Raw genomic sequence first — 23,326 nt, 5'->3', positions numbered from 1 at the left:
GTTGGATCAGCCGCCGATGACAGCCTTACGAGCGTCGATGATGGTCTGGTAGAAGGACTGGTCGACCGGCGACCAATCGACGTAACCGCCGCCCGTGAACGAGTCGAAGCAAGCCTTGTCCTTCTTCGGCAGCTCGGCGAAGTAGGCAGTGACCTTCTTCTTCATGTCGTCCGAAAGCTTGTTGGACACCATCAGCGGGCCGTTCGGGATGAGCGGCGACTTCCAGACCTGAACGACGTCGTCCATGTCGAGCAGGCCCTTGGTGACCATCTGGTGCAGGTTGCCCGAGGTGTAGCCCTGGGCCCAGTCGCCCTGAGCCGAACCGAAGGTGGTGCCGACATCGAACTTCTTGTCGAGAACGCCGAGAACGAGGTTCTCATGGCCGCCGCCGAAACCGGTTTCGGAGAAGTATTGCTTGACCGGCATACCGACGTCCTTCGGCAGGGCGACGTTCGGGACGAGGTAGCCCGAAGTCGAGTCGGGATCGGCGAAGCCGATCTTCTTGCCCTTGGCGTCGGCGAGCGTCTTGATGCCCGAATCCTTGCGGGCAACCATGATCGAGTAGTAGCCGGTCGAACCGTCGGCCTGTTTGGTGGTCAGGACCGGGGTAACGGCGTTCGGGTCCTTGATGTAGATTGCTGCGTAGGAAGCCGCGCCCATGACGGCGAGATCGATCGTGCCGCCGAGCAGGCCCTGGATGACGCCGTTATAGTTCGGCGACGGGAACAGCTTGACATCCGAAGCGCCGGTTGCGGCGATCAGGCCCGGCTTGACGCATTCGGTGCGGCGGACCTGGTCAGCTTCGTTTTCGCCGCCATCGAGACCGATGCGCAGAACGGGTGCGCTCTGGGCGTGGGCCTGGCCGGCGACGGCAGCAATGGCGATCGTCGCCATCAGGATCTTGCGGAATGCAGACATGAAAGTCTCCTTTGGTGATTGGATGGTCAACCCCGGAAAGGGCGTCAGTCTTCCGGCCGCGGGTCGGCAGCCGGAAACGGGTCAGCGCATGGCGGCGGCTTCGGTCACCATGCCGGATGTGTCGATCGCGGCCGGAGCCTCGCCGCGGCGGGTGGCGGCAAGGCTGGTCGATGTCATGGATTCGTCGATCCCGGCGCCATCCCTGTCGGAACCGTAGATCTCGCGCACTGCATTGGCATTGAGTTCCTGCGGCGGGCCGTCGAAGACGACGCGGCCGCCCGCCATGCCGATGATCCGCTCGCAATAGCTGCGGGCCGTATCGAGCGTATGCAGATTGGTGATGACCGTGATGCCTTCGCGTTCGTTGATGTCGCGCAGCGCATCCATGACAATCTTGGCGTTGAGCGGATCGAGCGAGGCGATCGGCTCGTCGGCAAGCATCATTTTCGGTGCCTGCACCAGAGCGCGGGCGATCGCGACGCGCTGCTGCTGGCCACCCGACAGCGTTCCGGCCGCCTGCAGCGCGGTCTGCTCGATGCCGAGTCGTTCCAGGGCCGCCATCGCCATGACGCGCTCGTCCCGGCTGAAGATTTTCAAGAGGCTCATCGTCGTCGAGCGGTGATTGAGACGGCCGAGCAGCACGTTGGTCATCACGTCGAGACGCGGCACCAGGTTGAACTGCTGGAAGATCATCGCGCAGTCACGCTGCCAGTTGCGCAGCGCCCGGCCCTTCAGGGAGGAGACTTCGGCGCCGTTGAAATAGATGGAGCCGGAACTCGGCTCCTGCAGGCGATTGATCATGCGCAGCAGGGTCGACTTGCCGGCGCCCGAGCGCCCGATGATGCCGACCATCTGGCCCTGGGGAATCTCGACGTTCACGGCGTTCACCGCGATACGGTCGCCGAAACGGCGGGTGATGTCCCTCAACTCGAACTTCATGCTCTCTCGCCAATGCAGCCTTTTTCTGAGAGCTCGATAGCGATGGTTGATGAAGTCTGAATGTCGGTTTTATGTCGGTTTTATTATATCCCGAAAACGCGCGTCACGCTTTCGTTATGTGGCATGACGGGACACGAATTCCTCTGCCGAAAGTGCCCGGAAATCATCGAGAGCAGCCCTCAGTTTCAGGTGATCCCAGTCCCACCAGGCAAGCCGGTCCATCGCTTCGCCGACCGCTTTTGTGAAGCGCTCGCGGATGAGTTTTGCCGGCACGCCGCCGACGATCGTATAGGGCGCGACGTCCTTTGAGACGACCGCGCCGGCGCCGATCACCGCACCGTTGCCGACGGTGACGCCCGGCAGCACGGTCGCGCCATGGCCGATCCACACGTCATGGCCGATCGTGACGCGATGGTCGCGCCGCCATTCGAAAAAGCTCTGCTCGTTTTCCGCATCGTCCCAGTAATTGGCGGCGCGATAGGTAAAATGGTGCAGCGTCGCCCGCCAGGTCGGATGGTTGGTGGCGTTGATGCGCACCGAGGCCGCCATGTTGACGAACTTGCCGATCGTCGCACACCAGATCGAGCCGTCCTGCATGATGTAGGAATAGGCGCCGATCTCGGCCTCGCTGATGCGGCAGCGCTCGGAAACTTCCGTATACGGGCCGAGCGTGGAATTGCTGACGTTTGCCGTTTCGTGGATTGCGGGCTCGAGCCCTACCTTGACGCTCATGCTGCGACTGCCTTTCGGGGGGAAAACTGGGAGACGTCGAGAACGCGGTCGGCAACTGCCTCGCGCACTTCCTCGTCGTGGAAGATGCCGAGAAGGGCGACGCCCTCACGCTTCTTGTCGGCGATCATCTCCACGACGACGCGCCGGTTGACAGCGTCGAGCGAAGCGGTCGGCTCGTCGAGGAGCAGGATGCGGTGGCTGGTGATGAAACCGCGGGCGATGTTGACCCGCTGCTGTTCGCCGCCCGAGAAGGTGGCGGGCGGCAGGGTCCAGAGTTCCCGGGGCAGGTTAAGCTTGCTGAGTAGCTCGGCCGCTTTCTCACGCGCTTCCGCGGCGGCGATGCCGCGGGCGACGAGTGGTTCGGCGACCACGTCGAGCGCGGAGACGCGCGGCACGGTGCGCAGGAACTGGCTGACATAACCGAGCGTATGGCGGCGCACGTCGAGCACGGTGCGCGGATCGGCGCGGGCGATATCGACGAGCCGGTCCTTGTGATCGACGAGGATCTGCCCGGCATCGACGGCATAGTTGCCGTAGAGCATCTTGAGGATCGAGCTCTTGCCGATCCCAGACGGGCCGCCGAGCACGACGCATTCGCCGCTTGCTACGGAAAAACTCACATCGTTGACGACCGGCAGATTGATGCCGTCGCGCAGATGCATGGTGAAGCTCTTGAAGACTTCGGAAACGACGAGAGGGGTGGCCATGACTTTATCCTTGTTTGCGCATGGTCTTGTCCGAAAACCGGCGACCACTTTTCGGGACCATGCGCCCCTCAGACCTGAAGAATGGAAGAGACGAGAAGTTGGGTATAGGGCTCGCGCGGATCGTCGAGCACCCGGTCGGTCAGCCCGTGCTCGATCACATGGCCGTCCTTCATCACCATCATCCGGTGCGAGAGCAGGCGGGCGACCGCGAGGTCGTGGGTGACGACGATCGCCGACAGGCCGAGATCGTTGACGAGGCCGCGCACCAGATCGAGCAGGCGGGCCTGGACCGAGACGTCGAGGCCGCCGGTCGGCTCGTCCATGAAGACGAGGCGCGGGCCGGTCACGAGATTGCGGGCGATCTGCAGGCGCTGGCGCATGCCGCCGGAAAAGGCGCGCGGCTGGTCGTCGATGCGGTCGGTACCGATCTCGACGCGGGTCAGCCAGTCGCTCGCCGTCTCGCGGATCTTGCCGTAATGCCGGTCGCCGACCGCCATCAGCCGCTCGCCGACATTGGCGCCGGCCGAGACCGTCATGCGCAGGCCGTCCGCCGGGTTCTGGTGCACGAAACCCCAGTCGGTGCGCATCAGGAAACGCCGTTCGGCCTCGCTCATATGGTAGAGGTCGCGGAAATTGCCGTCGCGCATCCGGTATTCGACGCTGCCGGTCGTCGGCATCAGCCGGGTCGACAGGCAGTTGAGCAGCGTCGTCTTGCCCGAACCGGATTCACCGACGATGGCGAGCACTTCGCCCGGCCACAGCTCGAAGGAAACATCCTTGCAGCCTATCCGGCTGCCGTAGAATTTCGAGACGCCGCTGACTTTGAGGAGGGGGGTATCGGTCATGGCGTCTTGTCCTTGAATGTCGGCGTGTGCGGTCCACCCCCCTCTGTCCTGCCGGACACCACTGCCTTCGCCGTCATCCTCGGGCTTGACCCGAGGATCCAGGCCGTCGCGCTCCAAGCGTCGAAATTTGGAGAGCCACTGAGGCAAAAGAGTGTGGATCCCCGGGTCAAGCCCGGGGATGACGGGAGGTGGGGAGGGGGAGATGTCCGGCTGGACAGAGGGGCGTAAGCCGCAACCACCATCATTCGGCGGCCTCCTTGGCGGGCGCCAGCATGGCGCCGACATGGCCGTGTTCGCGGCGGTCTTCGCAATTGTCGGTATCGGAGCAGACGAACATGCGACCGCCCTTGTCGTCGAGTACGACTTCATCGAGATAGACGTTCTCGGCGCCGCAGAGCGCGCAGGGCTTGTCGAACGTCTGGATCTCGAAGGGATAATCCTCGAAGTCGAGGCTGACGACGTCCGTATAGGGCGGCACCGCGTAGATGCGCTTTTCGCGGCCGGCACCGAAGAGCTGCAGCGCTTCCGAGCGATGCATTTTCGGATTGTCGAACTTCGGCGTCGGCGAAGGATCCATCACGTAACGGCCGGCAACCTTCACCGGATAGGCATAGGTCTTCGAGATGCGGCCGTTATGGGCGATGTCCTCGTAAAGCTTCACATGCATGAGCCCGTATTCTTCCAGCGCATGCATCTTGCGGGTCTCGGTCTCGCGCGGCTCGAGGAAGCGCAACGGTTCCGGGATCGGCACCTGGTAGACGAGGATCTGGCCCTCGGCGAGCTTGTGCTCGGGAATGCGGTGGCGGGTCTGGATGATCGTCGCATCCTTGGTATGGGTGGTGACGGCGACATTGGCGACCTTCTGGAAGAAGGCGCGGATCGACACCGCATTGGTGGTGTCATCGGCACCCTGGTCGATCACCTTCAGCACGTCTTCCGGGCCGATGATCGCGGCCGTCACCTGCACGCCGCCGGTGCCCCAGCCATAGGGCATCGGCATTTCGCGGGAGGCGAAGGGAACCTGGTAACCGGGGATGGCGATCGCTTTCAAGATCGCACGGCGGATCATCCGCTTCGTCTGCTCATCGAGATAGGCGAAGTTGTAAGTGGCGAGGTCCGTCATCTTGGAGTATCCTGTGACTGCATGAACCAACTAGAAGGAAAGGCTGTCATGGACGCCATCACTTCGAACGGATTGCTCGGCGCTGCCGTATTTGCGGCTTTCATCGCCTTCGGGATCATTTTGCCCTTCTATGTCATCAAACCACGCAGACGCGCCGCGGCTGGCGGCAGCACCGGGGATGCCGGTTATGTCGGCGGCACCGCTGATGGCTGCAGCAGCGCCAGCGCGGGCGGCGATGGTGGAGGGGGTGGCGGTGACTGAACTGCGTCCGGTGGTGTAGGCCGCCTCGGCGGCAATCATTCGGCTGCCTCCTGAAGCTCGCCCCTGTCACCCTTGCGGGCCGCCTCGATGTCCAGACGCATCTTGCGTACCAATGCGAGTTCCGCCTGGAAGTCGACATAATGCGGCAGCTTCAGATGCTCGACGAAACCGGTCGCCTGCACGTTGTCCGAATGCGAGATCACGAATTCCTCGTCCTGCGCCGGCGCGCTGATGTCTTCGCCGAGCTCTTCGGCGCGTAGCGCGCGATCCACCAGCGACATTGACATCGCCTTGCGCTCGCTCTGGCCGAACACCAGGCCGTAGCCGCGGGTGAACTGCGGCGGTGCCTTGGACGAACCCTTGAACTGGTTGACCATCTGGCATTCGGTGACGCGGATGCGGCCGAGCGAGACGGCAAAGCCGAGTTCGGCAACCTCGATCTCGACTTCCACCTCGCCGATGCGGACTTCGCCGACGAACGGGTGGTTGCGGCCGTAACCGCGCTGGGTGGAATAGCCGAGCGCCAGCAGGAAGCCCTCGTCGCCGCGGGCGAGCGCCTGCAGCCGCAGGTCCCGGCTCATCGGAAATTCCAGCGGCTCGCGGGTGAGGTCGCCGGCCTGATGATCCTCGGAAAACTCGCCATCGCCCTCGATCAAGCCCTCATGGGCGAGAATGTCCGAGACCCGCATGACGTGCTCTTGCGGCGTGTCGCGGCGCTCCGGCTCGTCGACCGGTTCGTCGGTGAGCAGCGAAGGGTCGAGCAGGCGGTGGGTATAGTCGAATGTCGGCCCGAGAAGCTGGCCGCCCGGCAGGTCCTTGTAGGTCGCCGAAACGCGCCGCTCGACCTTCATCGCCGCCGTATCGACCGGAACGGAAGAGCCGAAGCGCGGCAGCGTGGTGCGATAGGCGCGCAGCAGGAAGATCGCCTCGATCATGTCGCCGCGCGCCTGGCGGACGGCAAGCGCTGCGAGCGCCCGGTCATAGAGCGAGGCCTCGGCCATCACGCGGTCGACGGCGAGGCCAAGCTGCTCGACGATCTGCTCGATGGTGACGGAAGGAAGCGAACGATCACCCCGACGCCGGTCGGCCAGCAGCCTGTGAGCGTTGTTGATGGCGGCCTCGCCACCCTTGACGGCAACATACATGGTTCATTCTCCTGGCCATCGCCGGCATCCCATCGGAGATGCGGGGGAAGGGTTGGTCACGCGGCCCAAAGGCCAAAAGTCAGGCATCCGTTCATTGCGTGGCGATCCGCACCGTTCGCGGCAGGCACAACAGCTTCTTGCCTGCGGTCAGGATGACATCCACGCCGCGCGGGAAAAGCGCCCGATTGTCGGCCCAGAGCCGCGGAAAGACTTCCGGCAGGCCCTTCACCATGACGGTGGTCGCATGCGGAATGCCGGGGCCGGTCAGCGTCAGCGGCTGGCCTTCGCCAAGTGCCGAGACCTCGATCACCAGCGTCGTGGACCGGTCCGGATATTCCTGGGTGCCGGCCGAAAACAGGCCGAACGAGGCGAGCGTCGCGCCGGCTTCCACGAAGGCGAAACGGGCCTCCGCCTTCTCCCGGGTGATCGGCGCTCCGGTGTGGAAGCCGATCCATTCGCCGGTGGCCGATCTGGCAAGGCCGGCGCTCAGCCACACGGGCGTTTCATGGTCGCAGAGCGTCACGGCGATCGCCCCGGCTGCTCCTCCAAGCGGCTCGGGTTGACCGACATCCGGTCCGACGGTGCGGATCGTTCCCGGACGGGCCATGCCGTCCATCAGCATGCGGAACACGCCCTGGGATTCGAAAACCGGCTCTCCGAACCCGCCGGAAAGCGCTTGCGTCTTAATGTTCATCAGTCCTCCCCCCGTACCATGGTGAAGAAATCGACGCGGGTCGCTGCCGTCTCCTCTGCCTTTTGTTTGTCCTCCACCGCGATGCGCGCCTCGATGGGGCCGAGCAACGTGGTCTCCACGGAATTGCGCGTGCCGGCCTCCTGCCAGAGCGCGTCGAAAATGGCTGCGAGCCGGACATTCTCCTTAGACGTGCCGAGCGCCTGCGCATGGCCGGCGGTTCCGGAAGCCAGAAGCACGGTCGCGCGCGTCACCGTTGCCTCGCCGAGATTGAAGGGCGCGCCGCCGCCGCCGATGCGGCCGCGGACCATCACAAGCCCGGTTTCAGGTCCGCGCACCGGCTTGACCTCCGGTTTGGCCGGCAGTTTTTCCCAGGCGGCATGCAGTTCATTTGTCATCGCGCGCGCAAGCAGGCCAACGGCGCGACGGCGCGCGGCGATTTCTGCATTCGGCTCGATTTGTTTTGCCAGGTCCATTGCCAAGCTCCATAATGTCTATTAATATAGACAACCATACAAATCATATGTACTCTTAACTTTTGCATATAACAAGCGTGTGACATGGATACGGGGCAGACAAACGTTCACCGGCAAAACGGCGTGGCGCTCTGGCGGCAGATCGCCGACCGGATTCGCGCCTCGATCGCCAATGGCGACTATGACGCAACGGGCAAAGTGCCCCCGGAATTCACGCTCGCCGCACAGTTCGGCGTCAACCGCCATACGGTGAGAAGCGCGCTTGCCGCGCTCGCCCAGGAAGGCATCGTCCGTTCCGTGCAGGGACGCGGCACGCTGATCGAGCGCAAGGAGCGTCTGAACTTCCCGATCACCCGGCGCACCCGTTTCAGCGAGGGCATCGGCGACCAGGCGCGCGAAAAGGAGGGCCTGCTGCTTCATTCGGCGGAAGAACCGGCGTCCGCTGATCTGTCCGCCCGCCTGCAAATCCCCGAAGGTGCGCCGGTGATCCGGCTGGAGACGCTGCGGAAGGCCGACCGCCGCCCTGTCTCCCGCTCGACCGCCTGGTTTCCGGCCGATCGTTTCGGCGGCATCAAGGAAGCCTATGGCAAGACCGGCTCGATCACCGTGGCGTTCCGGATGCTCGGCCTGTCGGACTATCTGCGCGTCTCGACGGAAGTGACCGCAACCCATGCGGACGGGGCGGATCTCGCCGACCTGCAGCTATCGCCGGGCGCCATCATCCTGGTCGCCCGCGCGCTGAACACCGATCCGGAAGGCGTGCCGGTGCAATATGCGGTGAGCCGTTTTCCCGCCGATATGGTGCAGTTCACGATCGAGAATTGAGTGGTTATGCCGGTGGCCACTGGCGGGCGGTGTGGATGATGGCCAAAATCCGCACCGCGTCTGCTTGCACGTCATAAACGATCAAATAACTAGGGTGGGCAAGAAGCTCGCGCGTTCCGGTTATGCGGCCGGGGCGTCCCGAATAGGGATGGCGGGATAGTTGCTCTGCCGACATTGCGAATTGATCGTCCATGGCTACCGCGGCCATTGGATTTTCAGGACGGATGTAATCGAAGATTGTTCTGCGGTCGCGCCGGGCTTGCTGCGTCCAGAGAAGCTTCATTGAGTGGAGGACTTCCGCGCCTCTTCGCGCAATGCGGCGAATTCAGCTTCGACATCGTCCCCGGAGAGAAGGTTGCCGGCATCTGCCGAGTCTATTGCCGTTTTGACCTTTCGGCGAAACCAAACGTCGTAGTCCGCCGCTTCTTGCTGTTGCATGACATAGTCGCGCATGAATTTGCGCAACAACTGCGCGCTTGTCTGATCCTGGGCTTTCGCGGCCTCGGTGAACGCGGCCTTCAGCTCTTCGTCGACGCGGAACGTGAATGTGGCTTCAGTCATCATCAAATCCATGTGCTACGCTGTCAATACAGTGTAACACATGGATGCTGTGAAAACAAAAGCTCAGTGCGCGCCGGACATATCGCCGAGAACGTCCTTCGAAGCCACGGTCGAATCCGCCTTCAGCACATAGACCATCGGCACGCCGGTCGCGAGGTTCAGCGCAAGGATCTCTTCCTTGGTGAGGCGGTCGAGCACCATCACCAGCGCGCGCAGCGAATTGCCATGGGCGGCGACGAGCACCTTTTCGCCGCGCAGCACGCGGGGCAGGATTTCCGTCATGTAATAGGGCCAGACGCGGGCGCCGGTGTCGCGCAGCGATTCGCCGCCCGGCGGCGGCACGTCATAGGAGCGGCGCCAGATATGCACCTGTTCCTCGCCCCACTTGGCGCGGGCATCGTCCTTGTTGAGGCCGGAAAGATCGCCGTAGTCGCGTTCGTTGAGCGCCTGGTCGCGGATCGTTTCGAGGTCCGGCTGACCGACTTTGTCGAGCACGATCTTCAACGTGTTCTGGGCGCGCTTCAGCACCGAGGTAAAGGCGATATCGAACTTGATGCCCGTGGCGGCCAGCGCCTCACCACCGGTTTCGGCTTCCTGGATGCCGAGCGGGGTAAGGTCGACATCGCGCCAGCCGGTGAACAGGTTCTTGAGGTTCCATTCGCTCTGGCCGTGGCGAACGAGGACGAGAGTACCGCTCATGAGATGATTTCCTCCGGGAAGATTTTAAGAAAGCCCGAGCACGTCGAGCATGGAATAGTGGCCGGGCTTCTTGTCGCGCGCCCAGAGCGCTGCGGCAACCGCGCCGCGCGCGAAGATCGAGCGGTCGCGCGCGCTGTGCGAGAGCGTCACGAGTTCGCCTTCGCCGGCAAGGACGACGGAATGGTCGCCGACGACAGAACCGCCGCGCAGCGTCGCAAACCCGATCGTGCCGGTCGGGCGGGCGCCCGTATGGCCGTCGCGCACCCGGACGGACTGGCTCGCGAGATCGATGCCGCGACCCTGTGCCGCCGCTTCGCCGAGCAGCAGCGCCGTGCCCGAAGGCGCATCGACCTTGTGCTTGTGATGCATTTCAAGAACCTCGATATCCCAGCCCGCGGCGGGCAGGGCCTTTGCCGCCTGCGCGACGAGCACGCCGAGCAGGTTGACGCCGAGGCTCATATTGCCGGATCTGACGACGCGTGCATGACGGCCCGCCGCCTTGAACTTTTCCTCGTCCTCGACTGAGCATCCGGTCGTGCCGATGACATGGACAATGCGCGCCTGCGCGGAGAGGACCGAGAATGCGACGCTTGCCACTGGGGCGGTGAAATCGAGTACGCCCTCGGCGTCGAGAAAGGCCTTCAGCGGATCGGTGGTTATGGTCACGCCAAGCGTCCCGACGCCCGCGAGCTCTCCGGCGTCCTTGCCGGCAAAGGCCGAGCCATCGCGCTCGATCGCCGCGTGCAAGGTTACGCCATCGGTTTCATGGATAATCCGGATCAGGGTCTGCCCCATCCGGCCCGCCGCACCAACCACCACGAGTTTCATGTCATTTGCGGTCATGGGCGGCGCAGTCCTTGCTTTTGTCGGTCGGTCTTTTGGGGCGATTACAGCTTGTTGAAGCGAGCGTAAAGACCGCTTGCGCACTGCGCAAGCATCTCTTGCATGCCGCCTCTAGCGACACTGCCCCCGCGCTCCACGATTATCCCGTCCGCTTCGATCCGCGGCAAGGCCTTGAATTAGCGCTGCCAGCGGCGGCCGTCCATCGAGATGCCGTAGGCGGAAGGTGTGCGGGCGAAGCTGGCAAGACCGGCGAGTGCCGCCTGCGGATGGGTCACCACGAAGGTGGGGACCGTGCTCATCAGCTCCGTATGCGGCGCCTTGTCCTCGAAGGCGGCGCGGAATTCCGGGCCTTTCAGGGCCGGAATGATCTTCTGCGAGATGCCGCCGGCAAGATAAACGCCGCCGCGTGCCATGAAGATCAGCGCCATGTCGCCGGCGACCCGGCCGAGATAGGTGGCAAATAGCGAAAGCGTTTCGACGGCCTGGGAATTGCTGCCGTTCAGACCGTGGGCCGTGATGTCCGCCGGATCGGAAAATGCAGGCTGCAGGCCGTCGGCCACGCAGACGGCCTGATAGATGTTGACGACGCCGCGCCCGCTCAGGATTTCTTCCGCAGAAACGCGGCCCTCGATGCGCTTGAGATGCGGAAAAATCTCGAAATCCCGCTGCGAGCGCGGGCCGACATCCACATGTCCGCCTTCGCCGGGAACCGGAAACCACATGTGTCGGGCATAGACGAGGCCGGCGACTCCGAGGCCGGTGCCTGGACCAAGCACCACGCGCGATGCCATATGCGGCTGGCTGTTGACGCCGAGCGTTTCGCGGTATTCGTCGGACAGGGCCGCAACCGCGAGCGCCTGCGCTTCGAAATCGTTGACGACCAGCACGTCCTCGAAACCGAGATCGGCGATCATACCCTTCGGCCTCACCACCCAGTCGCAATTGGTCAGATCGATCTCGTCGCCGTCGATCGGCCCCGCGATGGCAAGGATCGCCGAGCGCGGCTGCACCGAACTCGTATCGAGCACCACCTTCTGGATCGCGTCGTCGATGGTCGGATAGTCGGCGGTGCGCACGTTCGGAAACGGCTTCGGTTCCGCATAGGCGTCGAGGAGGATGGAGAAGCGCGCATTGGTGCCGCCGATATCGCCGATCAGGATCGGAAAAGGCAGCTTTTCGGTCTTCATGCTATCGGCCATCGGGAAGCTTAGTCCTTCTGAAAGTCGATGAGTTTTTCGGCGGTGGCGCGGTTGAGCGCCATCGGAATGTCGTAGACGGTCGCAAGCCGCGTCAGCGCCTTGACGTCGACATCATGGGGAAGCGCGCTCAAGGGGTCGATGAAGAACACCAGCATGTCGACCTCGCCGGTGGCAATCATCGCGCCGATCTGCTGGTCGCCGCCGAGCGGGCCGCTCTTCAGCCGCGTCACTTCGAGGCCCGGACAGGCATCCTGAACCCGGCCGCCGGTCGTGCCGGTGGCGACGATGCGGAACCGCGACAGCGCCACCTGGTGATGGCGGGCGAAATCCGCCATGTCATTCTTCTTCTGGTCGTGTGCGATCAACGCGATGCAGGGCTTGGCCGACATGATTGGGTGTCCTCGCCAGAACGGTTTTCAATCGATTTGTAACGCGTTCTAGCGTGCCGCTTCGCTCTTGGGAAGGTAGCGGAGAGGCCAGCGTTTTCGATTGCCGGCCTCATCCTAAAACTATTGCAGCGGGCGCGGCGTCGGAACCGGCACGTCGTCGGATGCGGGCGGCGGATCGTTGATGATTGCATCGATATTCTTGGCCGGCGCCGATGCGGCCGGCTGTGCCGTATAGGCCATCGCGCTGCCGCCGAAAGTCGCGTCTTCTTCGGAACGCGCAGGAGCGGCGATAACCGCCGCACAGGCCTTCGGCAGGTCGGAGAGCATCACCTGGCGTGGCTTGACCGGTTTCTTGTTCGGGTCCGGCTTCGGCGGTGGCGCCCACGGCTCCTTGGTGAACCACCAGGCAAACCCCTTGCTGTTGCAGTCGTCCCCCTTCGGCACCGCGGCCTGTTTCTGGCAGGTCGAGGAACCCGGCGGGCAGGAGATGCGGATATGGAAATGTTCGTCATGGCCGTAGATCGGCCGCACCTTGCCGAGCAGGTTCCGGTCGCCGGTCCAGGTTTCGCAGAGCTTCTTCTTGATCGCCGGGTTGACGAAGACGCGCTCCACCTGCGGATAGCTCGCCGCCTGCATGACGAGCTTGGCGTGGGTGCTGGTCCAGCGGCTGGGGTCGACGGTGAGGAACTTGCTCTTGTCGAGCATGGAGGTGAACGGCAGGCTTTCGCGCTGCTGCACGGTCAACGGTTGGGCTGGCTTCGGGGTGAACCAGATATCCGCATCGAGGCCGATCTGATGCGAGGAATGGCCGTTGATCATCGGACCGCCGCGCGGCTGCGAAATGTCGCCGACGAGAATGCCGGAACCCCAGCCGAGCCTTGCGGCGTCGCCGGAGAACTGTTCGAGCAGCGCGATCATCTCCGGATTGCCCCAGCGGCGGTTGCGCGAAAGGCGCATCGCCTGCCAGGTCGGCCCATCGGTCGGCAGCGCCACGGCGCCCGACATGCAGCCCTTTGCATAGAAGCCGAGCGGCTCCGCCTCCGCCTTGCTCGGAAGCCTCATCCCCCCGAAAATCTGTTTCGCTGGCGTGCCTTCCTGCGCTGCCGCTGAGCCGGTGAAGCTGCCGCACAGAAGCGCGGTCACCGTCAGTCGCAGAATTGTACCCGAAATCGATTTCATGCCCATCCGCCGCAAATCACCTGATCGCTTTCAAACTAACGTGAAACAGGATTTTGGTGAAATGGAGATGGTGGTGGCCCAGCCGATTTTCCGGAAGATAAACCGCCGATAAATCGGATGTGAGTTTGGAACTCCTGTTTTTTGCCGCCTTTTGCCCTATGCTTCAGCGCAACAAAGAAACTCGCAAGGGGTAAGGTATGGTCTTGGCTCGGCTGAAGGTAGGCTTCGCGATCGCTCTCACTGCAATGTCCCTGGGGACATCGGCGGCGACGGCCCAGGAGCCGAAATGGCGGCATGGCATGGCTGTCATTGGTGACCTGAAGCTGCCGGAAGACTTCAAGCAGCTTCCCTATGTCGATGCGAACGCGCCGAAGGCCGGCGAACTGCATCTCGGCGATGAGGGCACGTTCGACAACCTCAATCTGGTGATCGACAGGGGTGCCGTGGCCGCAGGTGCCAGCATAATCTACGACACGCTCATGAAGCGGTCGGAGGACGAGGTTTTCGGCACCTATGGCCTTTTGGCCGAGGCCGTGTCCTATCCGGACGATGTATCTTCGGTGACGTTCCGGCTGAGGCAGGAGGCGAAATGGGCTGACGGCCAGCCGGTCACTCCGGAAGACGTGATCTTCAGCCTGGAGAAGCTGAAGGAGCACAGCGCCCTCTATTCCGGCTACTATCGCCATGTCACTGCTGCCGAAAAGACCGGCGATCGCGAAGTGACCTTCCGCTTCGACGAGAAGAACAATCGCGAACTGCCCTCGATCGTTGGCGACTTCCCGATCCTGCCGAAGCATTGGTGGGAAGGCAAGGATGCACAGGGCAGGCAGCGCGACATTTCCCGCACCACGCTGGAGCCGCCTATGGGGTCCGGTCCCTACAAGATCGGGGCCGTTCAGCCCGGCTCCACCATCCGTTACGAACTGCGCGACGATTATTGGGGCAAGAATCTGCCGATCAATCTCGGTCAGTATAACTTCCGGACGATCAGCTATACCTATTTTGCGGATGCCGACGTGGAATTCGAGGCCTTCCGGGCCGGCACGCTCGATTACCGCCAGGAAAACAGTTCGAGCCGCTGGGTCACGCGTTACGATTTCGATGCGGTGAAGGACGGGCGGGTAACCAAGGAGGCGCTGACCAACCCGTTCAAGGCTGTCGGCGTCATGCAGGCTTTCGTTCCGAATATGCGGCGCGACATCTTCAAGGATGCGCGGGTCCGAGAGGCGCTGAACTACGCCTACGACTTCGAGGATCTTAACAAGAACCTTGCCTATGGTGGCCTGAAGCGGGTCGACAGCTTCTTCTGGGGCACCGAGCTTGCGTCCTCCGGCCTGCCGCAGGGAAAAGAGCTGGAGATCCTCAACGGATTGAAGGACAAGGTCCCGGCGCGGGTCTTCAACACCCCGTACACCAATCCTGTCGGCGGCGACCCGAACAAGGTGCGCGATAACCTGCGGACGGCAATCAACCTGCTGAAGGAGGCGGGCTGGGAGCTGAAGGGCAACCGGATGGTCAATGCGAAGACCGGGCAGCCCCTGGGCTTCGAAATACTCTTGAGCAGCCAGTCGCAGGAACGCACCGTGCTGCCCTACGTGACGAGCCTCAAGAAAATCGGCATCGACGCCCGGCTGCGAACAGTGGACGCATCGCAATACATCAATCGCATCCGCAGCTTTGATTACGACATGATGTACGGGGTGTGGGCGCAAACCATGAACCCCGGCAACGAGCAGGGGGACTACTGGGGATCGGCCTCCGTCAACCGGCCTGGATCACGCAACTATGCTGGCATCGCCGATCCCGCGGTGGATCAGCTGATCACCATGATCACCTTCGCGCCGAACCGGGAAGATCAGGTGGCGGCCATCAAGGCGATGGACCGTGTGCTGCTCGCCAACCACTATGTGGTCCCGATGTTCTATTCCGGCGAAGCGAGGATCGCCTACTGGAACCGCATCACGCATCCGCAGAGACTGCCGGAATACAGCATAGGTTTCCCCGAGACCTGGTCGGCCAAAAGTCCTGCGAAGTGAAGGATTAAGCGCGGACTTGCGCCGCCGACCGGCACCTGTTCCAAATGAACCCATATGATTCGCACCGGAAAAGAGGAAAGAGCCATTTGATCGGCATTGGGATATGCGCTGAGACGAACGCCGGTACGCCAGGCAGGGAGCTCTGATGGGCGCCTATATTCTCCGCCGTCTCCTGCTGATGATACCGACCATCGTCGGCATCATGGCGATTTCGTTCCTTGTCGTGCAGTTCGCCCCGGGCGGGCCTGTCGAGCAGGTGATTGCCCAGATCCAGGGCCAGGATACCGGCGACCGGCTTTCCGGCGGGGGCGGCGACGTCCTCCAGCAACAAGGCGGCGGCGATGAAAGCCGTTACCGCGGTGCCCAGGGCCTCGATCCGGAATTCATCGCCAAGCTCGAGAAGCAGTTCGGTTTCGACAAGCCGCCGCTGACGCGATTTCTCGACATGATGTGGAATTACATTCGCTTCGATTTCGGCGAGAGCTTCTTCCGCAATACCTCGGTCCTGGATCTCATCATCGACAAGATGCCGGTATCGATCTCGCTCGGCTTCTGGATCCTGATTGTCTCCTACCTGATCTCGATTCCCTTGGGCATCCGCAAGGCGGTCAAGGATGGCTCGACCTTCGATGTCTGGACCTCCGGTGCGATCGTCATCGGTTATGCGGTGCCGAGCTTCCTGTTCGGCATCCTGCTGATCGTGCTTTTCGCGGGCGGTTCCTTCTTCGACTGGTTCCCGCTGCGCGGTCTGGTTTCGGACAATTTTTCTGAGCTCTCCTGGTGGGAAAAGATCATCGACTATTTCTGGCATCTGACATTGCCGTTGATCGCCATGTCGCTTTCGGCTTTCGCCACCACCACGCTTTTGACCAAGAACTCGTTCATCGACGAGATCAAGAAACAGTATGTGACGACGGCGCGCGCCAAGGGCCTCAACGAGCGGCAGGTGCTCTACGGCCACGTCTTCCGCAACGCCATGCTGATCGTCATCGCCGGCTTTCCCGGCGCCTTCATTTCCGCCTTCTTCACCGGCTCGCTGCTGATCGAGAACATCTTCTCGCTGGATGGGCTGGGTCGCCTTGGTTATCTCGCAATCGTCAACCGCGACTATCCGATCGTCTTCGGCACGCTCTACATCTTCTCGCTGATGGGCCTGTTCGTCAGCCTGATTTCCGACCTGATCTATACCTGGATCGATCCGCGCATCGATTTCGAGCGGAGGGATGTCTGATGGAGGCAACCGCCGCAAAGACCGCCGTGCAGACGGCGCCGCCGCGGAAGCGGCCGTGGATCACGCCAACCAACCGGCGGCGGCTCGCCAATTTCCGCGCCAACCGGCGCGGTTATTGGTCCTTCTGGCTGTTCATGGTCCTTTTCGTCCTCAGCCTGTTTGCGGAACTCATCGCCAACGACCGGCCGATCATCGCCTCTTACAAGGGCGAAATCCTTTATCCGGTCCTGGTCGATTATCCGGAGGAAAAGTTCGGCGGCTTCCTGGCGACGACCGATTACCGTTCCGACTACATCCAGCAGGAGATCGAAGGCAACGGCTGGATGGTCTGGCCGCCGATCCGGTATTCCTACCAGACCGTCAATTCCAACATACCCCATTCCGCCCCGACCGAGCCCTTCTGGCTGATGGAGAAGGCGGATCGTTGCGCCGCCTATCCGCAAAAGGATCAGGACCCCAACTGCATGCTCGGCAACCTCAACTGGCTCGGTACCGACGACCAGGCGCGCGACGTCGTCGCCCGCATGATCTACGGCTTCCGCATCTCGGTCCTGTTCGGCCTGGTGCTGACGATCTGCTCGGCGGTGATCGGTGTGACGGCCGGCGCGGTGCAGGGCTATTTCGGGGGATGGACGGACCTTCTGATGCAGCGTTTCATCGAGATCTGGTCGTCCATGCCGGTTCTCTACATCCTGCTGATCATCGCCTCGATCCTGCCGCCCGGCTTCTTCGTCCTGCTCGGCATCCTCCTGCTTTTCTCCTGGGTCGGTTTCGTCGGCGTGGTGCGCGCCGAATTCCTGCGGGCCCGCAATTTCGAATATGTCCGCGCCGCCCGCGCGCTCGGCGTCGGCAACTGGACGATCATGTCCCGGCATCTCCTGCCGAACGCCATGGTCGCGACGCTGACCTTCCTGCCCTTCATCCTGTCGGGTTCGATCGCCACGCTGACCTCGCTGGACTTCCTGGGTTTCGGCCTGCCGCCCGGCTCCCCGTCGCTCGGCGAGATGATTTCTCAGGGCAAGAACAACCTGCAGGCGCCCTGGCTCGGCTTCTCCGCCTTCTTCACCATGTCCATCATGCTGTCATTGCTGATCTTCATTGGGGAAGCGGTACGCGATGCCTTCGATCCGAGAAAGACGTTTGGGTGAGTGCGGGTCGTAATTGCGCGAGGGATGCGCTAGATTATCGGGTATGCCAGCGAGCGTGACGCCATGAACAAGATCGTCAGAGAGCACTATCCAGTCGCCAATCTTCCCGAGGATCTGCGGGAGGGACTGGCGGCTGACGCGACCGTGAAGATCGTTGTTGAGGTGGAAGATGCCGCGATACAAAACGATATCGGCAGATATCCCGGTTTCAAGGATTTCCCGATGGTCGAGCGAAAGCCGATGAGCATTGCAGATACGCTGGAAGCCATCAGGAAATACAAGGCTGAAGGCAGGCCGTCTGTCAGCGTCGAAGAAGCTGTCTCCCGCATACGCGAATTACGCGATGAATGGGAAGATTGATGCACGGGCTCGGAAAAATCTATCTCGATACGAATATCTTCATTCTGGCATTTGAGAACAACAGCGAAATCAGCGCCGCGTTGGGCAGTCTTCTTTCGATAGACGACCATTCTCAGCGTTTCGCCACTAGCGAACTGACATTGTCCGAATTGTTGGTCAAACCGTACCGAGACGGAAATGATAGCGCCATCGACAAATATGAAGGGCTGATTCAAACAAACGAATGGCTCGAAGTGCTCCCCGTTGGCAGGCAGATGCTATGGTACGCCGCGATCCTAAGATCTCAAAACGTGGGGCTGAAGCTTCCGGACTCGATCCATATTTCTACCGCATTCGGAGCCGGCTGTACGCACATGCTTACCGCCGATATGGGCCTGAAAAACATCTACGAAATTACGCATTTCCGCTTCGGTCTGACGAAAAGTAGCTCACCTTTAACCGTCCTTCGGCCAGACGAAACGACGCTCCGTTCCCTCATCGAAAGCCTGGGCCGATGACAGAGCCGCTTCTTTCCGTTCGCGATCTCTCCGTCGCCTTCCATCAGGGCGGCGATACCTCGATCGCCGTCGACCGGGTCTCCTTCGACATCCACCCCGGCGAGGTGATGGCGCTGGTGGGGGAATCCGGCTCCGGCAAGTCGGTGACGGCCAATTCCATCCTCAAGCTGCTGCCCTATCCCTCCGCCAGCCACCCGTCGGGCCAGATCCTGTTCGACGGCAAGGACCTGCTGAAGGCGTCTGAGCCGGAACTGCGCCACGTGCGCGGCAACGACGTCACGATGATCTTCCAGGAGCCGATGACCTCGCTCAACCCGCTTCACTCGATCGAAAAGCAGATCGGCGAGATTCTCGAGCTCCATCACGGAATGAACGGCCAGGCAGTGCGTATCCGCACCCTCGAACTCCTGAACCAGGTCGGCATACGCGAGCCGGAAAAGCGTCTGAAAGCCTATCCGCACGAGCTTTCCGGCGGTCAGCGCCAGCGTGTGATGATCGCCATGGCGCTCGCCAACCGCCCGAAACTGCTGATCGCCGACGAACCGACCACCGCGCTCGACGTTACCGTGCAGGCGCAGATTCTCGACCTTCTGCGCGGCCTGAAGGGCGAGCACGGCATGTCCATGCTGTTCATCACCCATGACCTCGGTATCGTCCGCAAGTTCGCCGATCGCGTCTGCGTCATGACCAAGGGCAAGATCGTCGAGACCGGCACGGTGGAGGACGTCTTTGCCAATCCGCAGCACACCTATACGCGCCATCTGCTCTCCTCCGAGCCCCGCGGCGAGCCGCCTCCGGCCGATCCGTCCAAGCCGGTGGTGATGGAAGGCAAGGACATCCGCGTCTGGTTTCCCATCAAGGCGGGTTTTCTGCGCAGGGTGGTCGATCATGTGAAGGCCGTCGATGGTGTCGATCTGCAACTGCGCGCCGGCGAGACGCTCGGCGTTGTCGGCGAATCCGGCTCCGGCAAGACGACGCTCGGTCTCGCGCTTGCAAGGCTCATCTCCTCGCAGGGCCGCATCGCCTTCGTCGGAACGGATATCGACAAGTTCTCCTTCAAGGAGATGCGCCCGTTCCGCGACCGTCTGCAGGTGGTCTTCCAGGATCCCTATGGATCGCTGAGCCCCCGCATGTCGGTCGGCGATATCGTCGCCGAAGGGCTCAAGGTCCACGAAAGGTCGCTCTCCGCCGATGGCCGGGACGAGCGCGTCGCCTGGGCTTTGGCCGAGGTCGGTCTCGATCCCGCGACCCGATGGCGTTATCCGCACGAATTTTCCGGTGGCCAGCGCCAGCGTATCGCGATTGCCCGCGCCATGGTGCTGAAACCGCGTTTCGTGATGCTCGACGAGCCGACATCTGCGCTCGACATGACCGTCCAGGCGCAGGTTGTCGATCTCTTGCGCGACCTGCAGAAGAAGCATGATCTCGCCTATCTCTTCATCAGCCACGATCTGAAGGTCGTGAAGACGCTCGCCAACCACGTGATCGTCATGCGGCTCGGCAAGGTGGTGGAAGAAGGTCCCGCCGACCAGATCTTCCAGGCGCCGAAACAGGATTATACCCGCGCGCTGATGGCGGCCGCCTTCCATCTCGAAGCGGTCGAAACCGAAGCCCTCAATCAATAGTTCCCAATAATCAAGGTCAATCCGTCCATGCCCGCCAAACATCCGGTCGTCATCGATCTCAAGTTCGAACGCCGCGAGATCGATGCAGCACTTGCCAATGCGTTCGCCGGTCGCCAGGTGCTGCGCGCTTCCGATCCGGGTGTCGATCTTTCGCAGGCCCGATACGCGGTGATCTGGAAGCCGGATCCGAACCTGTTCCAGCGGGCGCCGAAGCTGGAGGTCCTCTTTTCCGGCGGCGCCGGGGTCGACTATATCCTCACCATGCCCGATCTGCCGGATATCCCGATCGTCCGTTTCGTCGATGAAAGCCTGACGACGCGGATGAGCGAATGGGTCGTGCTGCAGGCCCTGAGCCACCTGCGGCAGGTGCCGGCCTATCTCAGGCTGCAGCGTGAACGCCAGTGGCGCGAGCTCTCGCAGCCGGAAGCGAAGGATCTGACCGTCGGCGTCATGGGCCTTGGCGTGCTCGGCCTGGATTCGGTCAGGAAGCTCAAGGTCATGGGTTTCGATGTTGTCGGCTGGTCGCGCAGTAAAAAGACCATCGAGGGTGTCGAAACCTTCGACGGCGGCGAGCTCGATGCTTTCCTCGCCCGCACGGACATTCTGATCGGTCTTCTGCCGCTGACGCCGGATACGCTCGGCATCTTCGACGCGTCGCTGTTTGCCAGGCTTCGCCAGGGCGGCGCCCTGGGCAAGCCGATCTTCATCAATGCCGGACGCGGCGGCAGCCAGGTGGAGACCGATCTCGTTGCCGCGCTCGATAACGGCATTCTCGGTGGCGCGTCGCTGGATGTCTTCGAGAAGGAGCCGCTGGGCGGGGATAGCCCGCTCTGGGCGATGGACAACGTCATCATCACCCCGCACGCCGCTTCGGCGTCCGACGTGCGGGCGCTGTTTCGCAATGCCGAAGCCCAGATGGAGCGTCATGAGGCGGGTGCGCCTCTGCAGCACGTCGTAGACCGCAAGGCCGGCTATTGACCCGAAAGGGGAACATTCATATCCCCTGACCGTTCCTTGTTCACGAGCCGGGGCATTCCGGCCGAATAAGGAGCGAAATCAATGAACACCCATTTCGATCCCAAGGAAGCCAACCCCCGTCATCCGAACCCGAGCGGCTCGCCGCCGGTGGTGGAAACCGCCACGGAAGCGCGTCAGGGCAGTTGGGGTGCGCCGGTGCTGAAGGTACTGATTGCCGGCCTCATCCTGGCAATGGTCGCCTGGGCTGGCGCCGAGTGGTACGGTCGAAGCACCGCACCTCCGGCAGAGCAGACCGCAACGCCGCCGGCCGGCAGCACGACGCCGCAGAACCCGAATGCGCCGCCGACCGCCAGTCCCTCCACTCCGCCGGCTGCCACGCCTCCGGCAACCAATTCCCAGACCGGCAACTGACCGGCCTCATCCCTGATTTATTCGGCCGCGAGCTTTCGCGGCCGAATTGCGTCTGGACTTAGTCTGCATTTTTTTCGATAAAAATGCTCGGAGGTTGATCAGCCGCTGCCTCCCTATGCATCGAATCGGCGGAGCCGGCCCGAGAGGGCCGGGGCAGGGGCAGGCATGACAAAGACCGATATCGCCAGCAGGGTGTATAATCACACTTGGAAGCTCGACCCGATCATCCGCAGTCTGATCGATACGGATTTCTACAAGCTCCTGATGCTGCAGATGATCTGGAAGCTCTATCCGGATGTCGACGCCACCTTCTCGCTGATCAACCGCACGACCAGCGTCAAGCTGGCGGAGGAGATCGACGAGGGTGCGCTGCGTGAACAGCTCGACCATGCCCGCACGGTCGGTTTGTCCAAGAAGGAGATGATCTGGCTCGCGGGTAATACCTTCTATGGCCGCAAGCAGATCTTCGAGCCGGAATTCTTGAACTGGCTGTCCACCTACAAGCTGCCGGAATACCAGCTTTCGAAGCGCGACGGCCAGTACGAACTGACCTTCCACGGCAAGTGGATGGAAACGACGCTGTGGGAAATTCCGGCACTCGCGATCATCAACGAATTGCGTTCCCGTTCCGCCATGCGCTCGCTTGGCTTCTTCACGCTGGACGTTCTCTATGCGCGGGCCAAGGCAAAGATGTGGGAAAAGGTCGAGCGGCTGCAGGCATTGCCGGGCCTGCGCATCTCCGATTTCGGAACGCGCCGCCGTCACAGCTTCCTCTGGCAGCGCTGGTGCGTCGAAGCGCTGAAGGAAGGCATCGGCCCGGCCTTCACCGGCACCAGCAACGTCCTGCTGGCGATGGACTCCGATCTCGAAGCCGTAGGCACCAATGCGCACGAACTGCCCATGGTGGCAGCGGCTCTCGCCGAGACCGACGAGCAGCTGCGCGCCTCGCCCTATCAGGTCCTGAAGGACTGGAACCGGCTTTACGGCGGCAACCTGCTGATCGTCCTGCCGGATGCCTTCGGCACGGCGGCATTCCTGCGCGATGCGCCGGACTGGGTGGCCGACTGGACCGGTTTCCGCCCAGACAGCGCGCCGCCGATCGAAGGCGGCGAAAAGATCATCGCCTGGTGGGAGAAGATGGGCCGCAATCCCAAGGACAAGCTGCTGATCTTCTCCGACGGGCTGGATGTCGAGGCCATCATCGACACCTACCGGCATTTCGAAGGTCGCGTGCGCATGAGTTTTGGCTGGGGCACCAACCTCACCAACGATTTCGCCGGCTGCGCGCCGTACGAGATCGCCGGCCTGATGCCGATCTCCATCGTCTGCAAGGTGAGCGAGGCGAATGGTCGCCCGGCGGTAAAACTCTCGGATAATCCACGCAAGGCAACCGGAGACCCGGCCGAGGTGGAACGGTACCTGAAATTCTTCGGTCAGGAAGACCGCGTCGACCAGGTCGTCCTGGTCTGATTGAAACGCTCAAACCACAACAGGCCCCGCCGAAAGTT

Annotated in this window: 27 protein-coding genes; 10 read left to right on the top strand and 17 right to left on the bottom strand. The window is 62.3% G+C overall.

All coding sequences use genetic code 11. The features are described 5' to 3' along the window. Positions 1-6 precede the first annotated feature (6 nt). The 10 genes from phnD to phnG all read right to left on the bottom strand — a co-directional run bounded on the left by phnD (position 7) and on the right by phnG (position 7,837). A complete protein-coding gene (gene phnD, locus PMI07_RS03785) occupies positions 7-918 on the bottom strand; it encodes a phosphonate ABC transporter substrate-binding protein (RefSeq protein ID WP_007761547.1) in 912 nt (303 codons plus the stop codon). Between the two features lie 81 nt (positions 919-999). Beyond that, positions 1,000-1,857: a phosphonate ABC transporter ATP-binding protein gene (gene phnC, locus PMI07_RS03780; RefSeq protein ID WP_024163534.1), complete on the bottom strand. Its 858-nt coding sequence runs from the start codon at positions 1,855-1,857 to the stop codon at positions 1,000-1,002. A gap of 114 nt (positions 1,858-1,971) precedes the next feature. Further along, the gene (locus PMI07_RS03775; protein WP_007758027.1) at positions 1,972-2,589 is read right to left on the bottom strand and encodes a DapH/DapD/GlmU-related protein; all 618 of its coding nucleotides are present in this window, start codon (positions 2,587-2,589) and stop codon (positions 1,972-1,974) included. Further along, positions 2,586-3,296, bottom strand: a complete 711-nt coding sequence (gene phnL / locus PMI07_RS03770; RefSeq protein WP_007758029.1) for a phosphonate C-P lyase system protein PhnL — start codon at positions 3,294-3,296, stop codon at positions 2,586-2,588. The genes PMI07_RS03775 and phnL overlap by 4 nt, the downstream gene beginning before the upstream one ends. Positions 3,297-3,364: 68 nt before the next feature. Beyond that, positions 3,365-4,141 carry a phosphonate C-P lyase system protein PhnK gene (gene phnK, locus PMI07_RS03765; protein ID WP_007758030.1) on the bottom strand — a complete coding sequence of 259 codons (777 nt, stop codon included), beginning with the start codon at positions 4,139-4,141 and terminating at the stop codon, positions 3,365-3,367. Positions 4,142-4,382: 241 nt separating this feature from the next. After that, positions 4,383-5,264: an alpha-D-ribose 1-methylphosphonate 5-phosphate C-P-lyase PhnJ gene (locus PMI07_RS03755; protein WP_007758036.1), complete on the bottom strand. Its 882-nt coding sequence runs from the start codon at positions 5,262-5,264 to the stop codon at positions 4,383-4,385. A 30-nt stretch (positions 5,265-5,294) separates the two neighbouring features. Continuing rightward, positions 5,295-5,564, bottom strand: coding sequence for a hypothetical protein (locus tag PMI07_RS34730; protein WP_007758037.1), 270 nt, complete (start codon positions 5,562-5,564; stop codon positions 5,295-5,297). Next, positions 5,561-6,670: a carbon-phosphorus lyase complex subunit PhnI gene (locus tag PMI07_RS03745; RefSeq protein WP_007758038.1), complete on the bottom strand. Its 1,110-nt coding sequence runs from the start codon at positions 6,668-6,670 to the stop codon at positions 5,561-5,563. Before PMI07_RS03745 ends, PMI07_RS34730 begins: the two co-directional genes overlap by 4 nt. 91 nt (positions 6,671-6,761) lie before the next feature. Next, on the bottom strand, positions 6,762-7,364 hold the full coding sequence (gene phnH, locus PMI07_RS03740) for a phosphonate C-P lyase system protein PhnH (protein WP_007758040.1): 603 nt from the start codon (positions 7,362-7,364) through the stop codon (positions 6,762-6,764). Then, on the bottom strand, positions 7,364-7,837 hold the full coding sequence (gene phnG / locus PMI07_RS03735) for a phosphonate C-P lyase system protein PhnG (protein ID WP_007758041.1): 474 nt from the start codon (positions 7,835-7,837) through the stop codon (positions 7,364-7,366). Before phnG ends, phnH begins: the two co-directional genes overlap by 1 nt. An 84-nt stretch (positions 7,838-7,921) precedes the next feature. Between phnG and phnF the strand changes: the two genes are divergently transcribed. After that, a complete protein-coding gene (gene phnF, locus PMI07_RS03730; RefSeq protein ID WP_007758043.1) occupies positions 7,922-8,662 on the top strand; it encodes a phosphonate metabolism transcriptional regulator PhnF in 741 nt (246 codons plus the stop codon). A 4-nt stretch (positions 8,663-8,666) separates the two neighbouring features. Here phnF and PMI07_RS03725 read toward each other — a convergent pair whose 3' ends face one another. The 7 genes from PMI07_RS03725 to mepA form a co-directional block, all read right to left on the bottom strand. Next, positions 8,667-8,945 carry a type II toxin-antitoxin system mRNA interferase toxin, RelE/StbE family gene (locus PMI07_RS03725; RefSeq protein ID WP_007758045.1) on the bottom strand — a complete coding sequence of 93 codons (279 nt, stop codon included), beginning with the start codon at positions 8,943-8,945 and terminating at the stop codon, positions 8,667-8,669. Beyond that, positions 8,942-9,223, bottom strand: a complete 282-nt coding sequence (locus PMI07_RS03720) for a hypothetical protein (RefSeq protein ID WP_007758046.1) — start codon at positions 9,221-9,223, stop codon at positions 8,942-8,944. The genes PMI07_RS03725 and PMI07_RS03720 overlap by 4 nt, the downstream gene beginning before the upstream one ends. Before the next feature lie 63 nt (positions 9,224-9,286). Further along, the gene (locus PMI07_RS03715; RefSeq protein WP_007758047.1) at positions 9,287-9,922 is read right to left on the bottom strand and encodes a 2,3-bisphosphoglycerate-dependent phosphoglycerate mutase; all 636 of its coding nucleotides are present in this window, start codon (positions 9,920-9,922) and stop codon (positions 9,287-9,289) included. 24 nt (positions 9,923-9,946) lie between these two features. Next, positions 9,947-10,765 (bottom strand): 4-hydroxy-tetrahydrodipicolinate reductase, encoded by an 819-nt coding sequence (dapB, locus tag PMI07_RS03710; RefSeq protein WP_007758048.1) that lies wholly within the window; start codon positions 10,763-10,765, stop codon positions 9,947-9,949. Positions 10,766-10,941: 176 nt separating this feature from the next. Then, positions 10,942-11,964: a glucokinase gene (locus tag PMI07_RS03705; protein WP_007758049.1), complete on the bottom strand. Its 1,023-nt coding sequence runs from the start codon at positions 11,962-11,964 to the stop codon at positions 10,942-10,944. An 8-nt stretch (positions 11,965-11,972) separates the two neighbouring features. Beyond that, positions 11,973-12,353: a methylglyoxal synthase gene (locus tag PMI07_RS03700; RefSeq protein ID WP_007758050.1), complete on the bottom strand. Its 381-nt coding sequence runs from the start codon at positions 12,351-12,353 to the stop codon at positions 11,973-11,975. A 120-nt stretch (positions 12,354-12,473) separates the two neighbouring features. Further along, on the bottom strand, positions 12,474-13,532 hold the full coding sequence (mepA, locus tag PMI07_RS03695; RefSeq protein WP_007758051.1) for a penicillin-insensitive murein endopeptidase: 1,059 nt from the start codon (positions 13,530-13,532) through the stop codon (positions 12,474-12,476). 245 nt (positions 13,533-13,777) lie between these two features. Here mepA and PMI07_RS03690 point away from each other — a divergent pair, with 245 nt between their 5' ends. From PMI07_RS03690 to pncB, 9 genes are all read left to right on the top strand, one after another. After that, positions 13,778-15,568 (top strand): extracellular solute-binding protein, encoded by a 1,791-nt coding sequence (locus PMI07_RS03690; RefSeq protein WP_245277101.1) that lies wholly within the window; start codon positions 13,778-13,780, stop codon positions 15,566-15,568. 145 nt (positions 15,569-15,713) lie between these two features. Further along, positions 15,714-16,799 carry a microcin C ABC transporter permease YejB gene (locus PMI07_RS03685; RefSeq protein ID WP_007758055.1) on the top strand — a complete coding sequence of 362 codons (1,086 nt, stop codon included), beginning with the start codon at positions 15,714-15,716 and terminating at the stop codon, positions 16,797-16,799. Further along, positions 16,799-17,947 carry an ABC transporter permease gene (locus tag PMI07_RS03680; protein WP_007758056.1) on the top strand — a complete coding sequence of 383 codons (1,149 nt, stop codon included), beginning with the start codon at positions 16,799-16,801 and terminating at the stop codon, positions 17,945-17,947. The genes PMI07_RS03685 and PMI07_RS03680 overlap by 1 nt, the downstream gene beginning before the upstream one ends. Before the next feature lie 63 nt (positions 17,948-18,010). Further along, positions 18,011-18,307, top strand: a complete 297-nt coding sequence (locus PMI07_RS03675; protein ID WP_007758058.1) for a hypothetical protein — start codon at positions 18,011-18,013, stop codon at positions 18,305-18,307. Beyond that, entirely contained in the window at positions 18,307-18,804 is a 498-nt protein-coding gene (locus tag PMI07_RS03670; RefSeq protein ID WP_007758060.1) for a type II toxin-antitoxin system VapC family toxin, read from the top strand. Before PMI07_RS03675 ends, PMI07_RS03670 begins: the two co-directional genes overlap by 1 nt. Next, positions 18,801-20,429 (top strand): ABC transporter ATP-binding protein, encoded by a 1,629-nt coding sequence (locus tag PMI07_RS03665; RefSeq protein ID WP_007758062.1) that lies wholly within the window; start codon positions 18,801-18,803, stop codon positions 20,427-20,429. The genes PMI07_RS03670 and PMI07_RS03665 overlap by 4 nt, the downstream gene beginning before the upstream one ends. Before the next feature lie 27 nt (positions 20,430-20,456). Further along, positions 20,457-21,407, top strand: a complete 951-nt coding sequence (locus tag PMI07_RS03660) for a glyoxylate/hydroxypyruvate reductase A (protein WP_024163533.1) — start codon at positions 20,457-20,459, stop codon at positions 21,405-21,407. Between the two features lie 81 nt (positions 21,408-21,488). Then, positions 21,489-21,818, top strand: a complete 330-nt coding sequence (locus PMI07_RS03655; RefSeq protein ID WP_024163532.1) for a hypothetical protein — start codon at positions 21,489-21,491, stop codon at positions 21,816-21,818. A 165-nt stretch (positions 21,819-21,983) separates the two neighbouring features. Continuing rightward, positions 21,984-23,288: a nicotinate phosphoribosyltransferase gene (gene pncB / locus PMI07_RS03650; RefSeq protein ID WP_007756698.1), complete on the top strand. Its 1,305-nt coding sequence runs from the start codon at positions 21,984-21,986 to the stop codon at positions 23,286-23,288. The last annotated feature ends 38 nt before the right edge of the window (positions 23,289-23,326 follow it).

The organism is Rhizobium sp. CF080 (assembly GCF_000282095.2).
In the GTDB taxonomy this organism is placed as follows: Bacteria; Pseudomonadota; Alphaproteobacteria; order Rhizobiales; family Rhizobiaceae; genus Neorhizobium.
The sequence above is the reverse complement of the archived record's forward strand: the minus strand, read 5'-3'. Positions and strand labels throughout refer to the sequence as shown.